Source organism: Ruegeria sp. HKCCA4812 (assembly GCF_013034245.1).
In the GTDB taxonomy this organism is placed as follows: domain Bacteria; phylum Pseudomonadota; class Alphaproteobacteria; order Rhodobacterales; family Rhodobacteraceae; genus Ruegeria.
Genome location: NZ_WQFQ01000002.1, coordinates 516,578 through 532,855, shown reverse-complemented (window position 1 = coordinate 532,855; position 16,278 = coordinate 516,578). Strand labels below are relative to the sequence as shown.

Sequence of the window (16,278 nt, the reverse complement as noted above, 5' to 3'; positions counted from 1 at the left end):
GGCAATGGCAGTTTAGGGCCGCGCTCGCCAACCAAACTCCAAGATATCACTCATTCAGTACCTTCAACGTTAGCTCAGCAATCCTCTGAAAGCCCTTCCGCCCTGCGATTTCATATCCCTGAATGGCATATGCCTTGCGCTTTGCTTTGAAATCCTCCGCAGAGTCCTGCGCCAGTTTGTGCGCTTCCTCAAGCTCGCCTCTACCCATTTGATATGCCGTGCATGCCAATCTCATCTGGAAGATCGCGGCCCGCCCAAATTCCGCGGCAAAAATGGCTGGCGTCTTACCGGTGTAAGTTTGGAGCGTTGGGTTCGCGCCAGCAGCAAGAAGAACTTCAAAACATCGATCAGCTCCGACCTTGGCTGCTGAATGCAATGCCGTCCGACCAATGACGTCCTGCGCATCGATATCCACATGGCGGTCAATGAGGGCCTTTACCATGTCTACATCTTTTCGATCGGCTGCCAACATCAGCGTAGTCTGTTTCAAATAGTCCCGCGCATTCAGGACATCCGTGGGCAGCAAGCTTACTAGCTTCAAATGCATTTCGGCCATCGAGTTAGCAAGTTCGACCGGATCTTTGTGGATTCCGGAATAGGCCGGCATTTGCCTCATTGCACGCACAAGATCCGGCACCATCTTTGATGTCGCAGTGAAGAACGTGTCACCACGCACATCTCTTAGCTTACGCTTAAGCTTGCTGCGAAAGTGCTTGATGAAACCGCGTACCTCCAACTCTGACGCACTGGAGAGAAGCAAACCAGCGTATGACCTAATGATGTCAGATTCTTGTTGAAGCGGCGCTTCGATTTCCACCCCTTCATAAGGGCGAACAATGTTCTCCCAGAACCAAGCCGCGTGATCGGCCGCCGCTAAGCGCATAGAGTAATCGATCGGGCCTTCACCGAGCTTCCAGCGAGCAGCTACTTCAGGCTCAACTGACTTGCAAAGTAATCGAAAACTGCGCTCCGCACTGCGACGGCTGAACGCTTCCTGAGCAACCGCAAGTGAAAAGTTGAGCTTAGCGATATCCAGTTTCAGTGGACCGATGGACCGTGCCAGACAGAGTTCGAGAGCCTTTTCAGCGTGTTCGCACGCGCCGTCAAAATTTCCCGACGAAATTGCGTTAAGGGCGCTAAGATAGGCGAGGTCCGGTTCAAACTCGGCAATGCCGGGCAATTTTCGAAGCTTTACCAAGTGTGCTGCGACACGGTATTGGCGATCGGGTTCATTGCTTTTCTGGATTTCAATGCAGTGATCGATGGCTTCCTGAATCCTTTGTCGCTGTTCTACCAAGCTTCCGTTGAATGTCATTATCGCCGGCGACCTTAGCTTTAGATCTCCAAAAACATCGGGGAGCGTATCGTCGCACGGTACAGAACTTATTATTCCACTCAGGAAATCGGCTACCTGCTCTGTGGCCAGTAGCCTTCCGGACCCGTCTGGTGTAATCACACGAAACGGGCCTTCCTTTATCCAGAATGGTAGAGCCTTAGCGAAAGCCTGATCGGCCGATGCCGGGTTGGCCGGGTCTGTCGCGACAGTAGCCTCGTGGCTCCACCTAAAAAGCTCGATCAATTGCAGCGCCTTGTTACGCATAGGATCCGCGTCGTTCGGCTGAACACCTGGCGTCAAAAATCCAACGAGATCCTTGTAGCTTTGCTCGAGTGCACGCGCCCAAAGCAACAACGAGCGAAGCTGCGGTGTCGACAGATGAGCTTCGTCTGAACTCTTATATGAAAACTTATGATCGTCACTAAACCACTCCATGATCCTGGAAATCGCTGGCGTCGTTCGGCCTGACTTCCAGTTGTCAAGGGTCCGTCTCCTTTCTTCATCGTACTCTCCCCAAAGCCGATCGAGAGGTCCTTCCACCTGCTTCAGCCACCAACTCAGAATTGCTTCGACCGGCAGGATCAAACGATTTGAGTTCGCAGTGTCTTGATGGGGCAAAAACCAAAGATCTTCTTCAGGCATGCGAGGTAAAAGCGCTTCAACCTGACACCAGAAGCCCCACGTTCTGCCAAGGGCAGGCATAACGTCGAACGCAAGAAGCACCCAAAGTGCCTGCTGCGGATTTACCGAATATGTCCGCGTGTGGAGCTCTAACGCATCCAGTGAAAGCCCAAGTCTCAAAGCTTGCTCAACAACATCGCCCCATAGGGTTGATGATTGCTCCAGACCCAACGCCTGCCTTAGCAGATCAAGCAACTCGAGCGTTCGGTCAGCCCCTCCCTCCAATCGCATCTCCGAATTTGCATAACGGCGGCGTTCGGCGTGCTGCCATTTCGGTGAGCCGAATAGTGACACAGCATAAAGGAGTGCGGAATGTGAAGTTGGAAGTTGAGCTTTCGGCAGAGTGTCGAGCATGGTCACACCTCAGCCTGTTGGCGGTGCAGCCTGGACAGTTCCGCCTTCACGTTCCGAAACGCCCGTCGATCACTCGGTGTTCGTGAGAAAACCAGCAATCCACCACCAGCCAGGAATAGCTTTGAGTGTTTTTTTCCAGAGACATAACGCGCCCCAGACTTCACTTCTTTTGCAATCACCTTGTTCAACTCCTTGTCTTTTGAATAATACACTTTGCACCTCGATAAGGGGATGGCGGCGCAACCACCATCCCAATCATTTCTTTCAGTAACTGTCGTGGCCGAGCCTTTTTCAGAAGCCTTTGTGCGTGCTGCGCGCGGCTGGCTAGAGGCTACTTATTTCCCCTTAGGCGGATTGTTTCCGCGGCCAGAACCAGATTTGTTTCCTGTGGTTGATGGGCCGTTCGTAGGGCGTGGATTTGCCATTTCTCTTTCCTTTTCTTTGATCCATTTTTTGCCTCGCAACTGAATGTTGCTTGGCATGAGGAAGAGATAATCGAAGCCGCCCCCATCCGTGAGGAAATCGGGAATACAGTCGTAAAACTGATCATGCGGGAGACAATTGGCCTTAAGATCACGTCACACAGCCAAATTACACCTCGGCCCAGACCAGTTCGAACGGCGAATGTCTGCTAAGCGGGCTGCATCCGCAGCTGTGGGTAACAAAGCTATACGGCGGTTTTGGGCCGGTTAGTCTTGATAGTTATTTAGCCGAGCTGCAGAAGCTGCAGCCGACAATGACCTCAAGTTCCAAATTTTCTCGGGTTTTAGCAATAATAAGATTGGTCATTCTGTTTCTGACGACCTTGCCCATAAATTGATATCTTCTTCCGAACTGATTTCATCGATCTTTTTCAACTCGTCAGAACTGAAGTCGAGATTATCAACAACGCCTGCGCAGTCGACGATCTGTTCCGGCCGCGACGCGCCGATAAGTGCGGTGGTCACGCGCCCACCTCTGAGCACCCAGGCCAGAGCCATTTGCGCCAGAGTCTGACCACGAGCTTCGGCCATGTCGTTCAGAGCACGGACACTTGCCAGAGATCGCTCGTTAATCATGCCATCGAACAGCGACTTTCCTTGTGTGGCACGGCTGCCATCCGGAATATCGCGCAGGTATTTCGACGTAAGAATGCCTTGTGCCAGGGGCGTGAAGGCAATCGATCCTACCTCAAGATCGTCAAGGGTATCGAGCAAACCGTCCCGCTCCACCCAACGGTTGAGCAGATTGTAAGAAGGCTGGTGAATCAGACAAGGTGTCCCAAGATCGTTGAGAATCTTCACCGCCTCGCGCGTGCGTTGGGAGTTGTAGCTCGAGATACCTGCGTAGAGCGCGCGACCCGACCGTACGATATGATCCAAGGCACCCATTGTCTCTTCGAGCGGGGTGTCGGGGTCAAAGCGGTGGGAATAAAAGATGTCGACATAATCAAGCCCCATGCGCGCGAGTGATTGGTCACAGGACGCAATCATGTACTTGCGCGACCCCCATTCTCCGTAAGGTCCCGGCCACATGTCGTAGCCTGCTTTGGAGGAAATGATCAGCTCATCCCTGTAACCCGCGAAATCCGTTTTGAGGATCTCGCCAAATGCCTCTTCGGCTGAACCGGGTGGTGGACCGTAGTTGTTCGCCAGATCAAAGTGAGTGATCCCATGGTCGAACGCTGCACGACACATGGCGCGCTTGTTTTCGTGCGGTGAGTCTGCGCCGAAATTGTGCCACAGCCCCAAGCTGACAACAGGGAGTATTATACCGGACCGCCCACATCGCCGATACACCATCCGCTCGTAGCGGTCCGGCTCCGGGGTGTACGGCACGGGTTTTGGCTTTGGCGGTCGTTGAGCTTTGGTCATGCGCACATAATCAATGGATTGTTGGGCCTGTCAAACGGATCACCTTCATTAAGATCGACACGAGTTTCAGCGCTTCCAGGTTGGGTGCTTATGGTTAGTCTTACTTCAAGCACTAAAGTCTTACGATTTGATCGATTGCTTTCGGTACCGCCGCATAGACGCCGCGAAAGTCTGCAAAGCGGGCTGCAACCGCAGCATCAATATGGCGGGTTGGATGTCGGCTCTGGGCCGTTCGCGTCGTCTAGTTTATCAAGACTTCGATCTATCAAGCACTACTGCTCAAAATAAAGATTCTTGATTTCATTCACCAAGTCATTGTTGTTAAAAAGCTTTTCGACCGCATCATTTGTCTGTTGGACTACATCTTGCAGGTAGTCCCTATGCGCTTGGAAAACAATATTTCGGTTCTTTCTCCCCTTGCGATCGACCTTATCACTGGCATATTCTCTAAGATCATTCCGGGAAATCTCAAATTCCTTGAGTTCAGGCTTCTCTTGCAGGAGAACCGGGAATGCCAATGGGCGCAGTTTGATGGGTTTTGTTGCAAAGATTTGAGCGCGTTGAGTTGTTTCAGAAATCGCTTGTAAGTCAGGTGGCGAGCTCAGCGAACTGCTGAAATGGGCAGAGTCCGGGCGTGAGTTGCCCCTTGCGGATCATGTGCGACACTTCGATTCCGTCGAGCGTTGCCGCTGCTGAAGCAAAGGCCTTGAACCCCAGCATTGGCCGCGTGCGTCTCTTGATGAAACGGTGGTCCTGTTCCACGATATTGTTCAAGTATTTCCGCCTCACCATCTCATTTGGGATCGGGCAACCAAAGCCTTTGAGCATTTTGTTGATGGCCTTAATGCCTGCGGTGTTGGCACCGCTCTTGTCGATCACAATCTTTCTCGGCAATCCATTGATCTCCAACATCTTGGCGAAGAACTTGGTGGCGGCTGGTTTGTTTCGGCGCGGGGAAAGCATGAAATCAAGTGTTTTCCCGTGTTTGTCGACAGCTCGATAGAGGTAAACCCACGCACCTTTAACTTTGATGTAAGTTTCGTCCATTCTCCACGAACGATCACACGGCCCTTTGCGGCGACGTGCTACCTCAGCGATTGCACCAGAATACCGTGTTACCCATCGGTTTAGCGTGGTGTGATCCACTGAAACACCGCGCTCGGTCATGATTTCTTCCAGATCCCGGTAAGACACACCGTATCGGACATAGAAAAACACCGCGAACAGGATCACATCCTTCGGATATTGCGCGCCTTTGAAGGAAATCATGAACTGACTTTCGACTAATTTTGCCGAAAGCCATTCACCCGCAGCATCTGACCTCGTCAACAGCCAAAAACTTGCAACAGATCCCTTTGCAACAGATCCGTTTCGTACTGTTGCGGATACGACGCTGAGGCGCTTTGACACCCTTATATTATGCGCACGCCCGGTCGCAGCTTGGTATACCTGACATCCTTGAGCTGACACGGAAACTGCCCCCGTACGGCACATTTCAAGACTTTTTGCGCGATGGGCTCAAAGTCGGCTCGGAAGTGGGTTGTGCTTTTGACACATAGTATCCGAGCGTCTTCCGGCTCCAGATTGAACAAACGTATCTGCGCCAGATCCAGACATTGATTTCGAATGCTGGTGACCAGGACATGGATTTGCGTTCCAATCAGCTGTAAGGCGGCCGACGGACCCATCGTAGCAACGCCGCCGCCATACATTTCGCCCGAATAACGACATTGGCCATCGCTTAAGTGATGCACGCGCACCTTTGAGGCGAAAGGAACGTCGCCGGGACCTCGACCACCAATCTCGGCCTCGAGTTCCGCGCCTTCGCCCAATTCGTGGGCCTTGGCCGCCAGTTGCGGGTCGTTCAGCAACCCGAGAATGGCCGAGGGGGCGTTTTGCCGCATCAACTCACGTAGCAATCCTGTCGTGTCGGCCGAGGCTCCAGCCCCCGGATTGTCCTGCACATCAGCGATTACTACAGGCCCTTTGCCATTTGCATGCCGTGCAGTTTCAACAGCATCTTTCGGACAAAGCAGAGACGTATCGAACTGCGTTTCCGCCGCTTGCAGCTTTGCGAATATCTGCGCGGCCATTGCATCGGCATCGGATTGTGACTCGCCGTAAGCCAGGACAGATGGTCCACAATCGGCCGTATCCGCTGCAGTAAACCCAACGGCGAGTTCAACCAGGCGCGCGTTTGGCCCGTCGAAGACATCCAACGCGGCGTACAGCGTTTTGGCGGGGGCGACTTCAGTATACTGGCTGTGCAGCGGGATCAGATACTCCCCTTGACGCCACGCTTTTGCGGGCGGGCCATTTGTGCAGATGTCGCGCATCATTCGAAAGGCCCGCGCGCCTGTTTCTGCCATGTCGAGATGCGGATAGGTGCGGAAAATGGTCATCACGTCCGACAGATCCACCATTTGCCTCGAGATATTGGCATGCATATCGAGGCTTGCAACAAGCGGCAGGTCTGGACCGATGACCTGTCTGATCCGCGACAACAGCTCTCCCTCCCCATCATCCAAAGACTCTGTGACCATGGCCCCATGCAGGTCCAGGTAGACCCCATCAAGCTGCGTCATGTTCGCAAGCGCGTTGGTGATATGTCCGGCAATGGTATCAAAGGCGTGATCCGCAACCTTGCCACACGGTTCAGCAGCGCACCACAGGATAGGTTGTAATTCGACCCCTTCCGCCAAGGCAGTTTTTGCGAAACCGGCTATGGGCAGGTTCATACCTTGGGTTATGTTCAGAACGTCTTGACCCCAAAGCAATTCCGGCCAGCTGTCTGACTGCTCAAAATCGCTCAGCTGCGTTGGAGTGGCGACGAAAGTATTGGTTTCGTGTTGAAATCCTGCGATAGCAATTCTCATCTGACCCTTCAGCCGCTTATTGCTGCACCAATTCGGCGGTCAAAATCTCACGCAGTTTTGCCGCCACGATTTCTGGTTTGTGGCGGGTCATCGAAACATGACCCAGGCCAGGAATTTCATGGAACACGCCGTTCGGCGCAAGATCAGAAACCACTTTGCACATGACCGGAGCGGTTTGAACATCCTCGGAAAAGGCGATGACATGCATCGGGACCGGGCAGGTTTTCAACCCTTCACGACAGTCGAATTTCAGACAGGCTTCCCACTGATCAATTGTTGCCTGCGGGTCGCGATTCCGAAAACGCTCGGTGTAGGATGCTTTGAGCTGCTCCCAAAGCTCAGGCTCGTGCAGCGCTTTGGCCGGAAAGGCGTAAACGGCATAGTGCGGGGCAAGGAAATAATCAGGCAGAGTGATGCCGTCCTTGCGCAAGTCGATCTCGGCCTGCATCCAGTCGCGAGTGAACCCGTCGATATAGGCCGAGGTGCCCATCGGAATTGCCAGTCGCACCTTTTCCGGGAAGTCGATTGCGGTTTGCTGCGTGACCAGCCCGCCCAATGACAACCCGCAGACAACGGCCTGACCACCAGCGAATGCATCAATCACCGCAGCGCAATCGGCCGCGTAATCCTGCATCGACCAGGGCGGAGGGGGCGATTGCGTGTCACCCGCGCCGCGTGGATCATAAGTGATGCATTTAAAGTGATCTGACAGGCACGAGAATTGTTCGGAATAAGCCTCAGCCGTCTGATCTCCGCCGGGGACGAACACGACCGGAGGCCCTTCGCCTTCAACGACGACTCGCATGGTGACGCCGCCCATGATCAATTGATGTGTTTCTGATTTTGGACCAAATTCGGGGAAGACTGACATTGGAAGGCTCCTGTGGCCGCAAGGATGCGCTACATTCCGTTGCGGGGAATGATGTGCGTCTTTTCTTCTTCGAAAATGAGTTCATCACCTGACCAGGCTTTTAGGCGTGAGGTCAGGTGAAACTCGGTTGCCGTTGCCCGTTGCTCGGAATAGGTCCAGATTTTCGCGGACCAGTCGTCCCGATCGAAACCGGCCGTTTGCTCCATTGTGGCGACGGCAGACAAGGGATCGCCGGGGTGGATCGTGTAGCGCCGGTCGGACACATCGCTGAGCACCGTTCCGATGTCGTCAAGACGGAAATCGCCGACCGGACCAAACACACCGCCATCCAGAAAGAATCGGTGGGTCACTTCGCCATTGGTCAGATCAGTGTGGACCGAGCGTTCCATTGAGCCATTGCGAACATGGGTTTTTCGCGGGGCCGCGTTTGGGGGCTCCGGTTCCGGCAGCGGACGCGGCTCGGCGCTGCCGTCAGGCTGGACTCTGATCGGCAGGGTCAGCCGGGACATGCCGGACTTGATCATGAGTGTCACCGGCTGCGGCGCAGGCCACAGAACAGGCCAATAGGCTGAGGCGATTTGCAATGTGATGCGGTGGCCTTCGGGAACATGATAGCCGGTTCCGTACAAGGGAACCGTAACGGTCATGTCTTCGCCGGGCGTGATCAGCGTAGGTTGGGTGTCGCTGTCGCGGTGGTTGAGATTGCAAAATCCCCGCGCGATCAGCGTTTGCGCGCCGTCCGGGGCCTCATCCACCAGCAGCACGGCGACATAGGCTTGCGTCTGATCCGCCGACACCGTCAGGTCAACGCTGGGCTGACCCAATAAGTCCAGCGGTTCGGTCAGGGGTGACCCCTTGAACTGTAATGCCCCCCCAGCGTCGATCCGGCAATCCTCTGCCATATCGCCGGGAATGGCGAAAGAGCACATATCGCCCGCAGCGGCACCGAAGCTCTGTGGCGAGCAGATGGACATCGCAGTCCCTGACTGTGCCGTTTCGCCCAGAGTTTGGTCATTCAGCCAGAACGTTTGCTCGGCGATATTGGGCGACGGCCAAGACGGTTCTTCCACCCAGCGCCCCGGGCGTTGCAGATGGGTCCCCGAAGGCGCCGCGCTGTCCTGCAAGAAAAACCGCAATGGGGGTTCATCCATTAACCCCGTGTCGATCCCTTTCAGCCAATGATCCCAGAAACGGATTAACTCGCCGACAAAATCGGCCTTGGGGCCGGGCACCCCTTCATGGGGGTAAAGATGCGCCCAAGGTCCCATCAGGATTTTGACTGGTCCGCCGAGGTGTTCTGCAATGCGGAAGGGCGTGTCCCGATACAGATCCATCCAGCCGCCAAAGAAGTAGACCGGTACCTGTAGGTCCGAGTAATTCTCGCAGATCGAACCACGTCGCCACATCTCGTCGTGGGTTTGGTGCTCCAGCCACATGGCGGGCCAGAATTCAGCGCCTTCCAAACGTTCGCGCCACATGTCGAGCCAGCGATCAGCTCCGACAATTTCGGGGTCCGGCGGCATAGCGTTGTAGAGCTGCATGATTGAGCCCCACCAGAAATTGTCATTGGCCAAACAGCCGCCGTAGAAGTGAATATCCTCGCGCCATCGGTCATCCGTGCCCATCACCGGAGCGATTGCCTTAAGGGCCGGGGGCCGGGTCGCCGCAACTTGGAACGCGTTATACGCCCCCCAACTTTTGCCGAACATGCCGACATTTCCGTCGCACCAGTCCTGATCGGCTATCCATTGGACAATGTCATGGCCGTCCTGGATTTCCTGGTGGGAATACTCATCCTCGGACACGCCTTCACTGTCGCCATACCCTCTTATGTCTACGCGGATTGAGGCGTACCCGGCGGCTGCGAAATGCGGGTGCATGCTTTCATCGCGCATACGCGTGCGATCCCGACGCCGGTAGGGGATATATTCAAGGATACAGGGCATCGGTGAAGTTCTGGCTGTTTCGGGCAGCCAGAGCCGGGCAGCAAGCTTGGTTCCGTCAGGCATTGGAATCCAAACGGTTTCAATGACCTCGATATCGTTCATGACGCTGCCTTTTCTGCTAGTTCCGGCGGGCGGGCGCCGGGTTCCAAAGGGAAATGACAGGCGACAGCGCGCCCGTTTGCAACCTGCCGCTCCGGCGCATCCACACTGCAACGCGATTGCGCCCATGGGCAGCGGGTGTGGAACTCGCATCCCGATGGGCGGGCCAGCAACGAGGGGACTTCGGCCGGCAGCGTGATCCGGTCATGTGTCTTGTCCGGGTCGGGCTCGGGGTTGGCTGACAGAAGCGCCGCTGTATAGGGGTGTTGAGGCGCACTGAACACCTGTTCGGTGTCTCCTGCCTCGACAAAGCGGCCCAGATACATGACTGCGGTTCTGTCCGCCACATGATGCACCACATGCAGGTTATGGGTGATGATCACCATCGCCAGACCTAGCCGTTCGCGCAGATCATTCAGCAGGTTCAAAACTTCGCCCTGCACCGACACATCCAGGCCCGCAGTGGGTTCATCCGCGATGATCAGCGCCGGGTCCAGCGCAATGGCGCGCGCGACGCCGACACGCCGGGCCTGTCCACCCGACAGCTGATGCGGGAAACGCGACGCGAAGCTGGTCGGCAAGCCTACTAGTGTCAGCAGGCGGTCAGCTTCATCCCGCAGATTGCGCCCTTCTATACCGTGAATTCGGAAAGGTTCGGTCACCAGATCGCCGACGGTCATGCGGGGCGAGAGGGAGCCTACCGGGTCCTGAAACATCATCGACATGCGTTTGCGAACGGGCTTCATCGCCTTTCGGTCCAATTCGTCGATGCGCTGGTCCTCAAAAGTGATGGCGCCGGCGCTAATCTCCTGCAAACCGTTCACGGCCCGCGCAAGCGTTGTTTTGCCAGAACCGCTTTCGCCGACCAGGGCAAAAGTCTCGCCGCGGTTGACCTCAAAACTCACCCCAGCCACACCCAGGATCGCGCTGCGGCGTCCCAGTCCGCCGACCGGAAACGAGACCTGAACATCTTCGACCTTGAGAATCGGATCGCTGCTCATGCTGACACTCCGGTTTCTGCTGGTGTGTCCGCGACAAAGCAGCGGGCGACATGGCCTTCCCCGATGTCCTTGTCAGGTGGCGGGGCCGAACAAGCGTCGCTTACCCGGTCACAGCGGTTGGCAAAGATGCAGCCCGCGGGCCGCGCGCGCAGATCGGGAATTTCTCCGGGGATCGTCGGCAGGTGCCGGGTGCGCTCGCTTTGCCGCGCAGGGTCGCATTCCAGCAGCCGCGCTGTGTAGGGGTGGCGTGGATCCTGGAATATCTGACGGACGGTACCGCGCTCGACCACTTCCCCGGCGTACATCACCACAACATCGTCACAAAGCTCGGCGATGACACCCAGATGGTGCGAGATGAACATGACTGAACAGCCGATCTTTTGCTGAAGGTCCTTGAGAAGTTCGATTGTCGTAACCTCAAGCGTCGCATCCAGCGCCGTTGTGGGTTCGTCCGCGATCAGCAGAGCGGGCTCCATCATCAAGGCCATGGCGATGGCGATGCGTTGCTTCATCCCTCCCGAGAACTGGTGCGGATACCGCACCAGCGCCGCACGGGCATCGGGGATGCGCACCAATTCCAGCATCTCGACCGCGCGGCTTAGCTTTTCGTCCTTTGAAAGGGGCGAGCGATACTGAATGTTCAGCATCTGTTTGCCGACCGAGATCACAGGGTTCAGCGCGCCCATCGGGTCCTGAAACACGGTTGCGATGCGCGGGCCACGCAGGTCCCGCATGCGCGACGGGGGCAGGGTGGTCAGCTCATCCTGCCCCTCAAACAGGATCGATCCGCTGTCGATGCTGCCATTGTCGGCCAGCAATCCAAGAATGGCGTTGATCAGGGTGGATTTCCCACAGCCAGATTCGCCCACGATACCGACAATCCGGTTTTCGGGCACATCGAAGCTGACGTTTTTCAACGCGTGCAGCGGCCCGGCCTCGGTCGAGAAGCTGACGTTCAGATTTTCTATGCGCAGCGTGGTCATCAGCGTCCTTTCAGCCGCGGATCGAATACGTCCCGCAGCGTCTCGCCCAAAAAGGTAAAGCCCAGCGTTGTGATGATGATCGGCACGCCGCCAGCAATCGCGATCCAGGCAGTATCGCGGATATTGGTGAAACCGTCATTCAGGATCGAGCCCCAGCTTGGGGTCGGGGGGCGCACTCCAAGGCCCAGAAAACTCATCCCTGCTTCGATGCCGATGACGACTGGGATGTCCATCGATGCGAGGATAACCAGCGGACCGATGACGTTCGGCAGAATGTGCACCCGCAGGATACGCGCCGAAGAAGCGCCCATGCTTTGCGCCGCCGTGACATATTCTGACGTCTTCAACGCGATAGTCTGAGTGCGAATGATCCGCGCGTAACCGGGCACGGTGACCAGAACAACGACGACCATAACGGCGGTCAGCGATGGCCCCATCAGCGTGACCAGCGCAAGGGCCAGCATGACGGTCGGAAAGCTTTTCATTGCGTCAAACAAAAGGATCATCAGATTGTCCAGCCAACGCGGCCCATAGCCCGCGATCAAGCCCAGAACGATGCCTATCACCAGCGACACAGCAGTCGAGACCAAAGCCACAAAAAGCGCAATCCGTCCGCCATGCAGCACCCGGGCAAACAGGTCTCGGCCCAGTTGATCTGTGCCCATCAGATGCTGCGCGCTCGGACCTTGGAACCGGTCACGCGGGTTGATTTTCGTCGGGTCCCAGCTGGTGAGAAAATCGGCAAACACGGCGCCAAAGATGACAAACAGCACAAGGAATAGTCCCAGCGCGCCCAGCGGTTCACGCAGGATTTTGCGGATCGGGCGCCACAGCTCGGCCATGCGCCCGGGGGCGGGGTTAGAAACTGCTTCTGACACGGGGATCCAAAGCTCCGATGATGAGGTCTGCCAACAGATTGAGCAGAACGAACAGGACTGTCGTGATCAGAACGGTTCCTGTCACAATGGGGAAGTTGCGGGTCAGGATGGCGTCATAGACCAGCTTGCCAACGCCGGGGCGGGCAAAGACGATCTCGGCAAAGACAGCCGAGGACAACATCTGACCGATGCCCACGCCCAGCAACGTGACCGTGGGCAGGATCGCAATCGACAGGGCATAGCGGTAGGTGATCGTTCGATCCGGCAGGCCAAAGGCGCGGGCGGTGCGGATATGGCTGGCCTCAAGCACTTCGAGCATCGAAGCGCGCACCATGCGGGCAATATAGCCGACCCAGCCCAGACCAACCGCCAGCGAAGGCAGGACCAGGTGCGTGAGTTGATCGCCGAGATTTCCGGGTTCGCCTGCGCCAATGGCAGGTAGCCAACGCAATTCAACGGCAAAGATCAGCAGCGCATAAATCGCGATCACGAACGAGGGCACGGCAATCACTGCAACGGACAGGATGCCAACGATCCGGTCGGCCCAGCTGCCGCGGCTGACCGCCGCCCAGCAACCCAGCGGAATACCAAGCGCAACCGACCACGTGATGCCGCCGACGATCAAGGCCAGCGTATAGGGCAGTTGTTCGAACACGACCGTAGTGACGGGACGACCCGATAGAACCTCATCCCCTAAATCACCCGTCCAGGCCCCGATGTAAAAATTCCAGAACTGAACCAGAACCGGCTGGTTCAGCCCCATTTTTTCGCGCAGGGCGGCGCGCATTTCCTCGGTTGCCCTGGGCCCCAGCGCAACCGAGGCCGGGTCGCCGGGGATCAGGTAGATCATACAAAACAGCAGGAACATGGCGACCGAAACGATCGCGGCAGCCAGCCCAAGCCGTTTGAAAAAATAGCTCAGCATACGCGCCCCCCAAAAGGCCGTGCGGGCGGCGGCCATACGCCGCCCGTTTGCGTGGATCAGGCGCGTTTGAACAGCGGCAGCAGCGGCTCGCCATTCGGCTTCAGGCCCGGATTTACCGTATCCTTGTGGATCAGGCCGACCACTTCGTGCGTCAGGAAGACATAGCAGCCACTTTCATCCATAAGACCTTGCATCTTCTTGTAGATCTCATCGCGCTTGGCCGGATCGCTTTCGACCAGACCTTCTTCGTGCAGCGCCTTGTATTCCGCGTTGTTGAACCGTTCCCAGTTCCAAACGCCAACCTGTTCCGGCGTGAACCAGACCGTCGCCCAGCTTGGGTCAGGGTTCATCGAAAACCGGCTGAGTACCAACTGAAGATCCATGAAATAGTCGCCGTCCTTGGAACCAAGCGTCCAGAACGTCCCACTGTCATTCTGCTTGATCTCGCAGGTGATCCCCACATCGGCCAGATTGGCCTGTATGACCTGAGCCGCCGTCAGGCGTTCGGACTGGTTCAGGATGTCGAGCGTGACGGTCATGCCTTCCGCACCCGCTTCGGCCAGCAGTTCGCGCGCTTTATCGGGGTCGTAGTCGTATGTCACGCTATCCCGGCTGCCCGGCAGGCCTGGGGCGATGATACCGTTGCCCACGGCCGCTGCGCCGAAATAGGCCGCGTCAACCACAGTCTGCCGGTCAATCGCGTGCTGAATGGCACGGCGGATGCGAACGTCTTTCAGTGCTTCGTTGTCCTGATTCATGCCCAGCCATACATAGGCCAGCGAGGGTTTTTCCTCGACAACCGATCCCGCCGGCGGGTTTTCCTTAAGCCGCGGCAGAGAGGATACCGAAGTCCAGGTGTAGTCCAGATCACCAGCTTCAAAACCCAGCTCGGCTGTCGAGGGGTCCTCAATGGGTAGGATGTGGATTTCCTCATACCCGCCAGGTTCATAAGCCCAATCCGGGTTGCGCTTCAGAACGGTTTTCTGCTTGGGAACCCATTCAGTCAGAATGTACTGGCCAGATTGCGCCACAGGCTCTGACCCGATCTTTCCGCCGATTTCTTCGACCGCTTTGCGCGAAACGATACAGGAGGCGGGGGTCGGCAGCGTGGTTGTCCACAGCGGCACGAATTTGTTTTTCAGATGAATCAAGCCCGAAAGGGTGTCTTTTACTTCGACCTCTTTCAGCGCGCTCCAGTCACCCGCATAGGGGCTTTCATTCGCTGGGTCAGCGATACGCTCGATCGAGAACTTCACGTCATCGGCGGTCATCTGACCGAAGCCGTCTGTGAAACCGATATTGTCGCGCAGTTTGAAGGCGATAGTCAGGTCGTCCAGCTGTTCGATGCTTTCAACAGCAACGGGGCGCCAGTTCCACTCATCGCCCTGTTGGTTCGAGACCAGCGGGGCATAGATCGACCGCATGATGTCGGCCTCGGGTAGAGCCAGCCAGAAGGCCGGGTCCAGCACTTGCAAATCGCTATAGGATCGGATGGTCAGAACTGAGCCATCGGCACTAACTGCCATATGGGGAAATGCGAGGCTGGCCGCGCCCAATGCACCGGCACCGGCCAGAACGGAGCGTCGGGAAACGTCCCCTTTGAAAATCGAACTCATTTGCTTACTCCCTGTTTGTCTTCGTATCCGGGCATCTGTCCGGTTTGGTTGCTTGCGGGCAGGCGTGCCCGCGACTTCAGGTGCCAGCAGGCGTTATCCGTTCTTTTTCTTGTGTGACTGTGGCAGTTGCTCATCAGCGCCGAGCGCTGAGAATCTTGGAATGATCACAGGTGAGTTCACCCAGATCATGCGCGCAGGTTGATTGGATACGTTGCGCAGGACGTGAAGAATGTCGCCGGGAAAGCTGAAACTGTCACCGGTGCGCAAGGTTACGGTTTCGTCCTCGAGCACCAGTTCCAGCTCACCGTCCAGAATGACCCCGTGCATCTCGCCATCGCGCGAGAAATATTGGTCTACGACCTGTTCGGAATAGGGGCGGTAGTCCGAGACGCCCATACAAAACCCACCACCGATGGAGCTGGACAGTAACTGATCGGCATAACCCGATTGCTCGGCCGGTTCGTCATACAGCATGTTCAGGTTCCGTCGGTTGGACTGGCGCACGACATAGGCGCGCTCCAACGGGCCAGAACCGGGGCGGTGGTTGAAAAACCATTCCTCAGGGACGCCAAGAGCATCGGCAATGCGCGAGATCTTGTTGAGAGACGCGCTGACGGTTCCGCGCTCGATCGCGCTGAGATGGCTGATCGAAACACCGCTGCTGGTCGCAAGCTCGGCCAGGGTCATCTGGCGCGCTTTGCGCAGCTGGCGCACCTCGGCACCGAAGGCTGCAAGACCCTCTTCGCTGGCGGTGCGGGTTTGTTTTTTCGATTTGCCCTGGCTCACGAATCCTCCCTACGCTCGCTGGGTATGTCGGAAATCCTACGCTGGTTTTTCTTCTCCGCAAGAAAAATTATTC

At 56.5% G+C, this 16,278-nt stretch carries 14 protein-coding genes; 1 reads left to right on the top strand and 13 read right to left on the bottom strand.

Features of this window, described 5'->3' with window-relative positions; all coding sequences use genetic code 11:
- Positions 1 to 46: 46 nt before the first annotated feature.
- Positions 47 to 2,371, bottom strand: coding sequence for an ankyrin repeat domain-containing protein (locus tag GOW04_RS09905; protein WP_171232412.1), 2,325 nt, complete (start codon positions 2,369 to 2,371; stop codon positions 47 to 49).
- 231 nt (positions 2,372 to 2,602) lie between these two features.
- Here GOW04_RS09905 and GOW04_RS09900 point away from each other — a divergent pair, with 231 nt between their 5' ends.
- Positions 2,603 to 2,839, top strand: coding sequence for a hypothetical protein (locus GOW04_RS09900; RefSeq protein ID WP_171232411.1), 237 nt, complete (start codon positions 2,603 to 2,605; stop codon positions 2,837 to 2,839).
- 317 nt (positions 2,840 to 3,156) lie between these two features.
- On the opposite strand, the gene mgrA is transcribed toward GOW04_RS09900, so the two are convergent.
- The 12 genes from mgrA to GOW04_RS22235 all read right to left on the bottom strand — a co-directional run bounded on the left by mgrA (position 3,157) and on the right by GOW04_RS22235 (position 16,205).
- Complete coding sequence (gene mgrA / locus GOW04_RS09895) at positions 3,157 to 4,188, bottom strand: L-glyceraldehyde 3-phosphate reductase (protein ID WP_371814390.1); 1,032 nt, start codon at positions 4,186 to 4,188, stop codon at positions 3,157 to 3,159.
- A gap of 308 nt (positions 4,189 to 4,496) precedes the next feature.
- A complete protein-coding gene (locus GOW04_RS09890; protein ID WP_171232409.1) occupies positions 4,497 to 4,742 on the bottom strand; it encodes a hypothetical protein in 246 nt (81 codons plus the stop codon).
- A 70-nt stretch (positions 4,743 to 4,812) separates the two neighbouring features.
- Positions 4,813 to 5,493, bottom strand: a complete 681-nt coding sequence (locus GOW04_RS09885; protein WP_171232485.1) for an IS6 family transposase — start codon at positions 5,491 to 5,493, stop codon at positions 4,813 to 4,815.
- Between the two features lie 143 nt (positions 5,494 to 5,636).
- Positions 5,637 to 7,100 carry a M81 family metallopeptidase gene (locus tag GOW04_RS09880; RefSeq protein ID WP_254430106.1) on the bottom strand — a complete coding sequence of 488 codons (1,464 nt, stop codon included), beginning with the start codon at positions 7,098 to 7,100 and terminating at the stop codon, positions 5,637 to 5,639.
- A 16-nt stretch (positions 7,101 to 7,116) separates the two neighbouring features.
- The gene (locus GOW04_RS09875) at positions 7,117 to 7,971 is read right to left on the bottom strand and encodes an alpha/beta fold hydrolase (RefSeq protein ID WP_171232408.1); all 855 of its coding nucleotides are present in this window, start codon (positions 7,969 to 7,971) and stop codon (positions 7,117 to 7,119) included.
- 29 nt (positions 7,972 to 8,000) lie between these two features.
- Complete coding sequence (locus tag GOW04_RS09870; protein WP_171232407.1) at positions 8,001 to 10,019, bottom strand: CocE/NonD family hydrolase; 2,019 nt, start codon at positions 10,017 to 10,019, stop codon at positions 8,001 to 8,003.
- A complete protein-coding gene (locus GOW04_RS09865) occupies positions 10,016 to 11,017 on the bottom strand; it encodes an ABC transporter ATP-binding protein (RefSeq protein WP_171170114.1) in 1,002 nt (333 codons plus the stop codon). Before GOW04_RS09865 ends, GOW04_RS09870 begins: the two co-directional genes overlap by 4 nt.
- Entirely contained in the window at positions 11,014 to 12,000 is a 987-nt protein-coding gene (locus GOW04_RS09860) for an ABC transporter ATP-binding protein (protein ID WP_171232406.1), read from the bottom strand. Before GOW04_RS09860 ends, GOW04_RS09865 begins: the two co-directional genes overlap by 4 nt.
- The gene (locus GOW04_RS09855; RefSeq protein ID WP_171170116.1) at positions 12,000 to 12,842 is read right to left on the bottom strand and encodes an ABC transporter permease; all 843 of its coding nucleotides are present in this window, start codon (positions 12,840 to 12,842) and stop codon (positions 12,000 to 12,002) included. Before GOW04_RS09855 ends, GOW04_RS09860 begins: the two co-directional genes overlap by 1 nt.
- A gap of 16 nt (positions 12,843 to 12,858) precedes the next feature.
- The gene (locus GOW04_RS09850) at positions 12,859 to 13,803 is read right to left on the bottom strand and encodes an ABC transporter permease (protein WP_171118247.1); all 945 of its coding nucleotides are present in this window, start codon (positions 13,801 to 13,803) and stop codon (positions 12,859 to 12,861) included.
- 56 nt (positions 13,804 to 13,859) lie between these two features.
- Positions 13,860 to 15,419 (bottom strand): ABC transporter substrate-binding protein, encoded by a 1,560-nt coding sequence (locus tag GOW04_RS09845; protein WP_171232405.1) that lies wholly within the window; start codon positions 15,417 to 15,419, stop codon positions 13,860 to 13,862.
- Positions 15,420 to 15,512: 93 nt separating this feature from the next.
- Positions 15,513 to 16,205 carry an XRE family transcriptional regulator gene (locus tag GOW04_RS22235; RefSeq protein ID WP_171170118.1) on the bottom strand — a complete coding sequence of 231 codons (693 nt, stop codon included), beginning with the start codon at positions 16,203 to 16,205 and terminating at the stop codon, positions 15,513 to 15,515.
- Positions 16,206 to 16,278 lie beyond the last annotated feature (73 nt).

What these genes read in the sequence shown, in the direction of transcription:
- GOW04_RS09905 (WP_171232412.1), bottom strand. Translation starts at nt 2,371, where the DNA reads ATGCTCGACACTCTGCCGAAAGCTCAACTTCCAACTTCACATTCCGCA.
- GOW04_RS09900 (WP_171232411.1), top strand. Translation starts at nt 2,603, where the DNA reads ATGGCGGCGCAACCACCATCCCAATCATTTCTTTCAGTAACTGTCGTG.
- GOW04_RS09885 (WP_171232485.1), bottom strand. Translation starts at nt 5,493, where the DNA reads ATGATTTCCTTCAAAGGCGCGCAATATCCGAAGGATGTGATCCTGTTC.
- GOW04_RS09880 (WP_254430106.1), bottom strand. Translation starts at nt 7,100, where the DNA reads ATGAGAATTGCTATCGCAGGATTTCAACACGAAACCAATACTTTCGTC.
- GOW04_RS09875 (WP_171232408.1), bottom strand. Translation starts at nt 7,971, where the DNA reads ATGTCAGTCTTCCCCGAATTTGGTCCAAAATCAGAAACACATCAATTG.
- GOW04_RS09870 (WP_171232407.1), bottom strand. Translation starts at nt 10,019, where the DNA reads ATGAACGATATCGAGGTCATTGAAACCGTTTGGATTCCAATGCCTGAC.
- GOW04_RS09865 (WP_171170114.1), bottom strand. Translation starts at nt 11,017, where the DNA reads ATGAGCAGCGATCCGATTCTCAAGGTCGAAGATGTTCAGGTCTCGTTT.
- GOW04_RS09860 (WP_171232406.1), bottom strand. Translation starts at nt 12,000, where the DNA reads ATGACCACGCTGCGCATAGAAAATCTGAACGTCAGCTTCTCGACCGAG.
- GOW04_RS09855 (WP_171170116.1), bottom strand. Translation starts at nt 12,842, where the DNA reads ATGGCCGAGCTGTGGCGCCCGATCCGCAAAATCCTGCGTGAACCGCTG.
- GOW04_RS09850 (WP_171118247.1), bottom strand. Translation starts at nt 13,803, where the DNA reads ATGCTGAGCTATTTTTTCAAACGGCTTGGGCTGGCTGCCGCGATCGTT.
- GOW04_RS09845 (WP_171232405.1), bottom strand. Translation starts at nt 15,419, where the DNA reads ATGAGTTCGATTTTCAAAGGGGACGTTTCCCGACGCTCCGTTCTGGCC.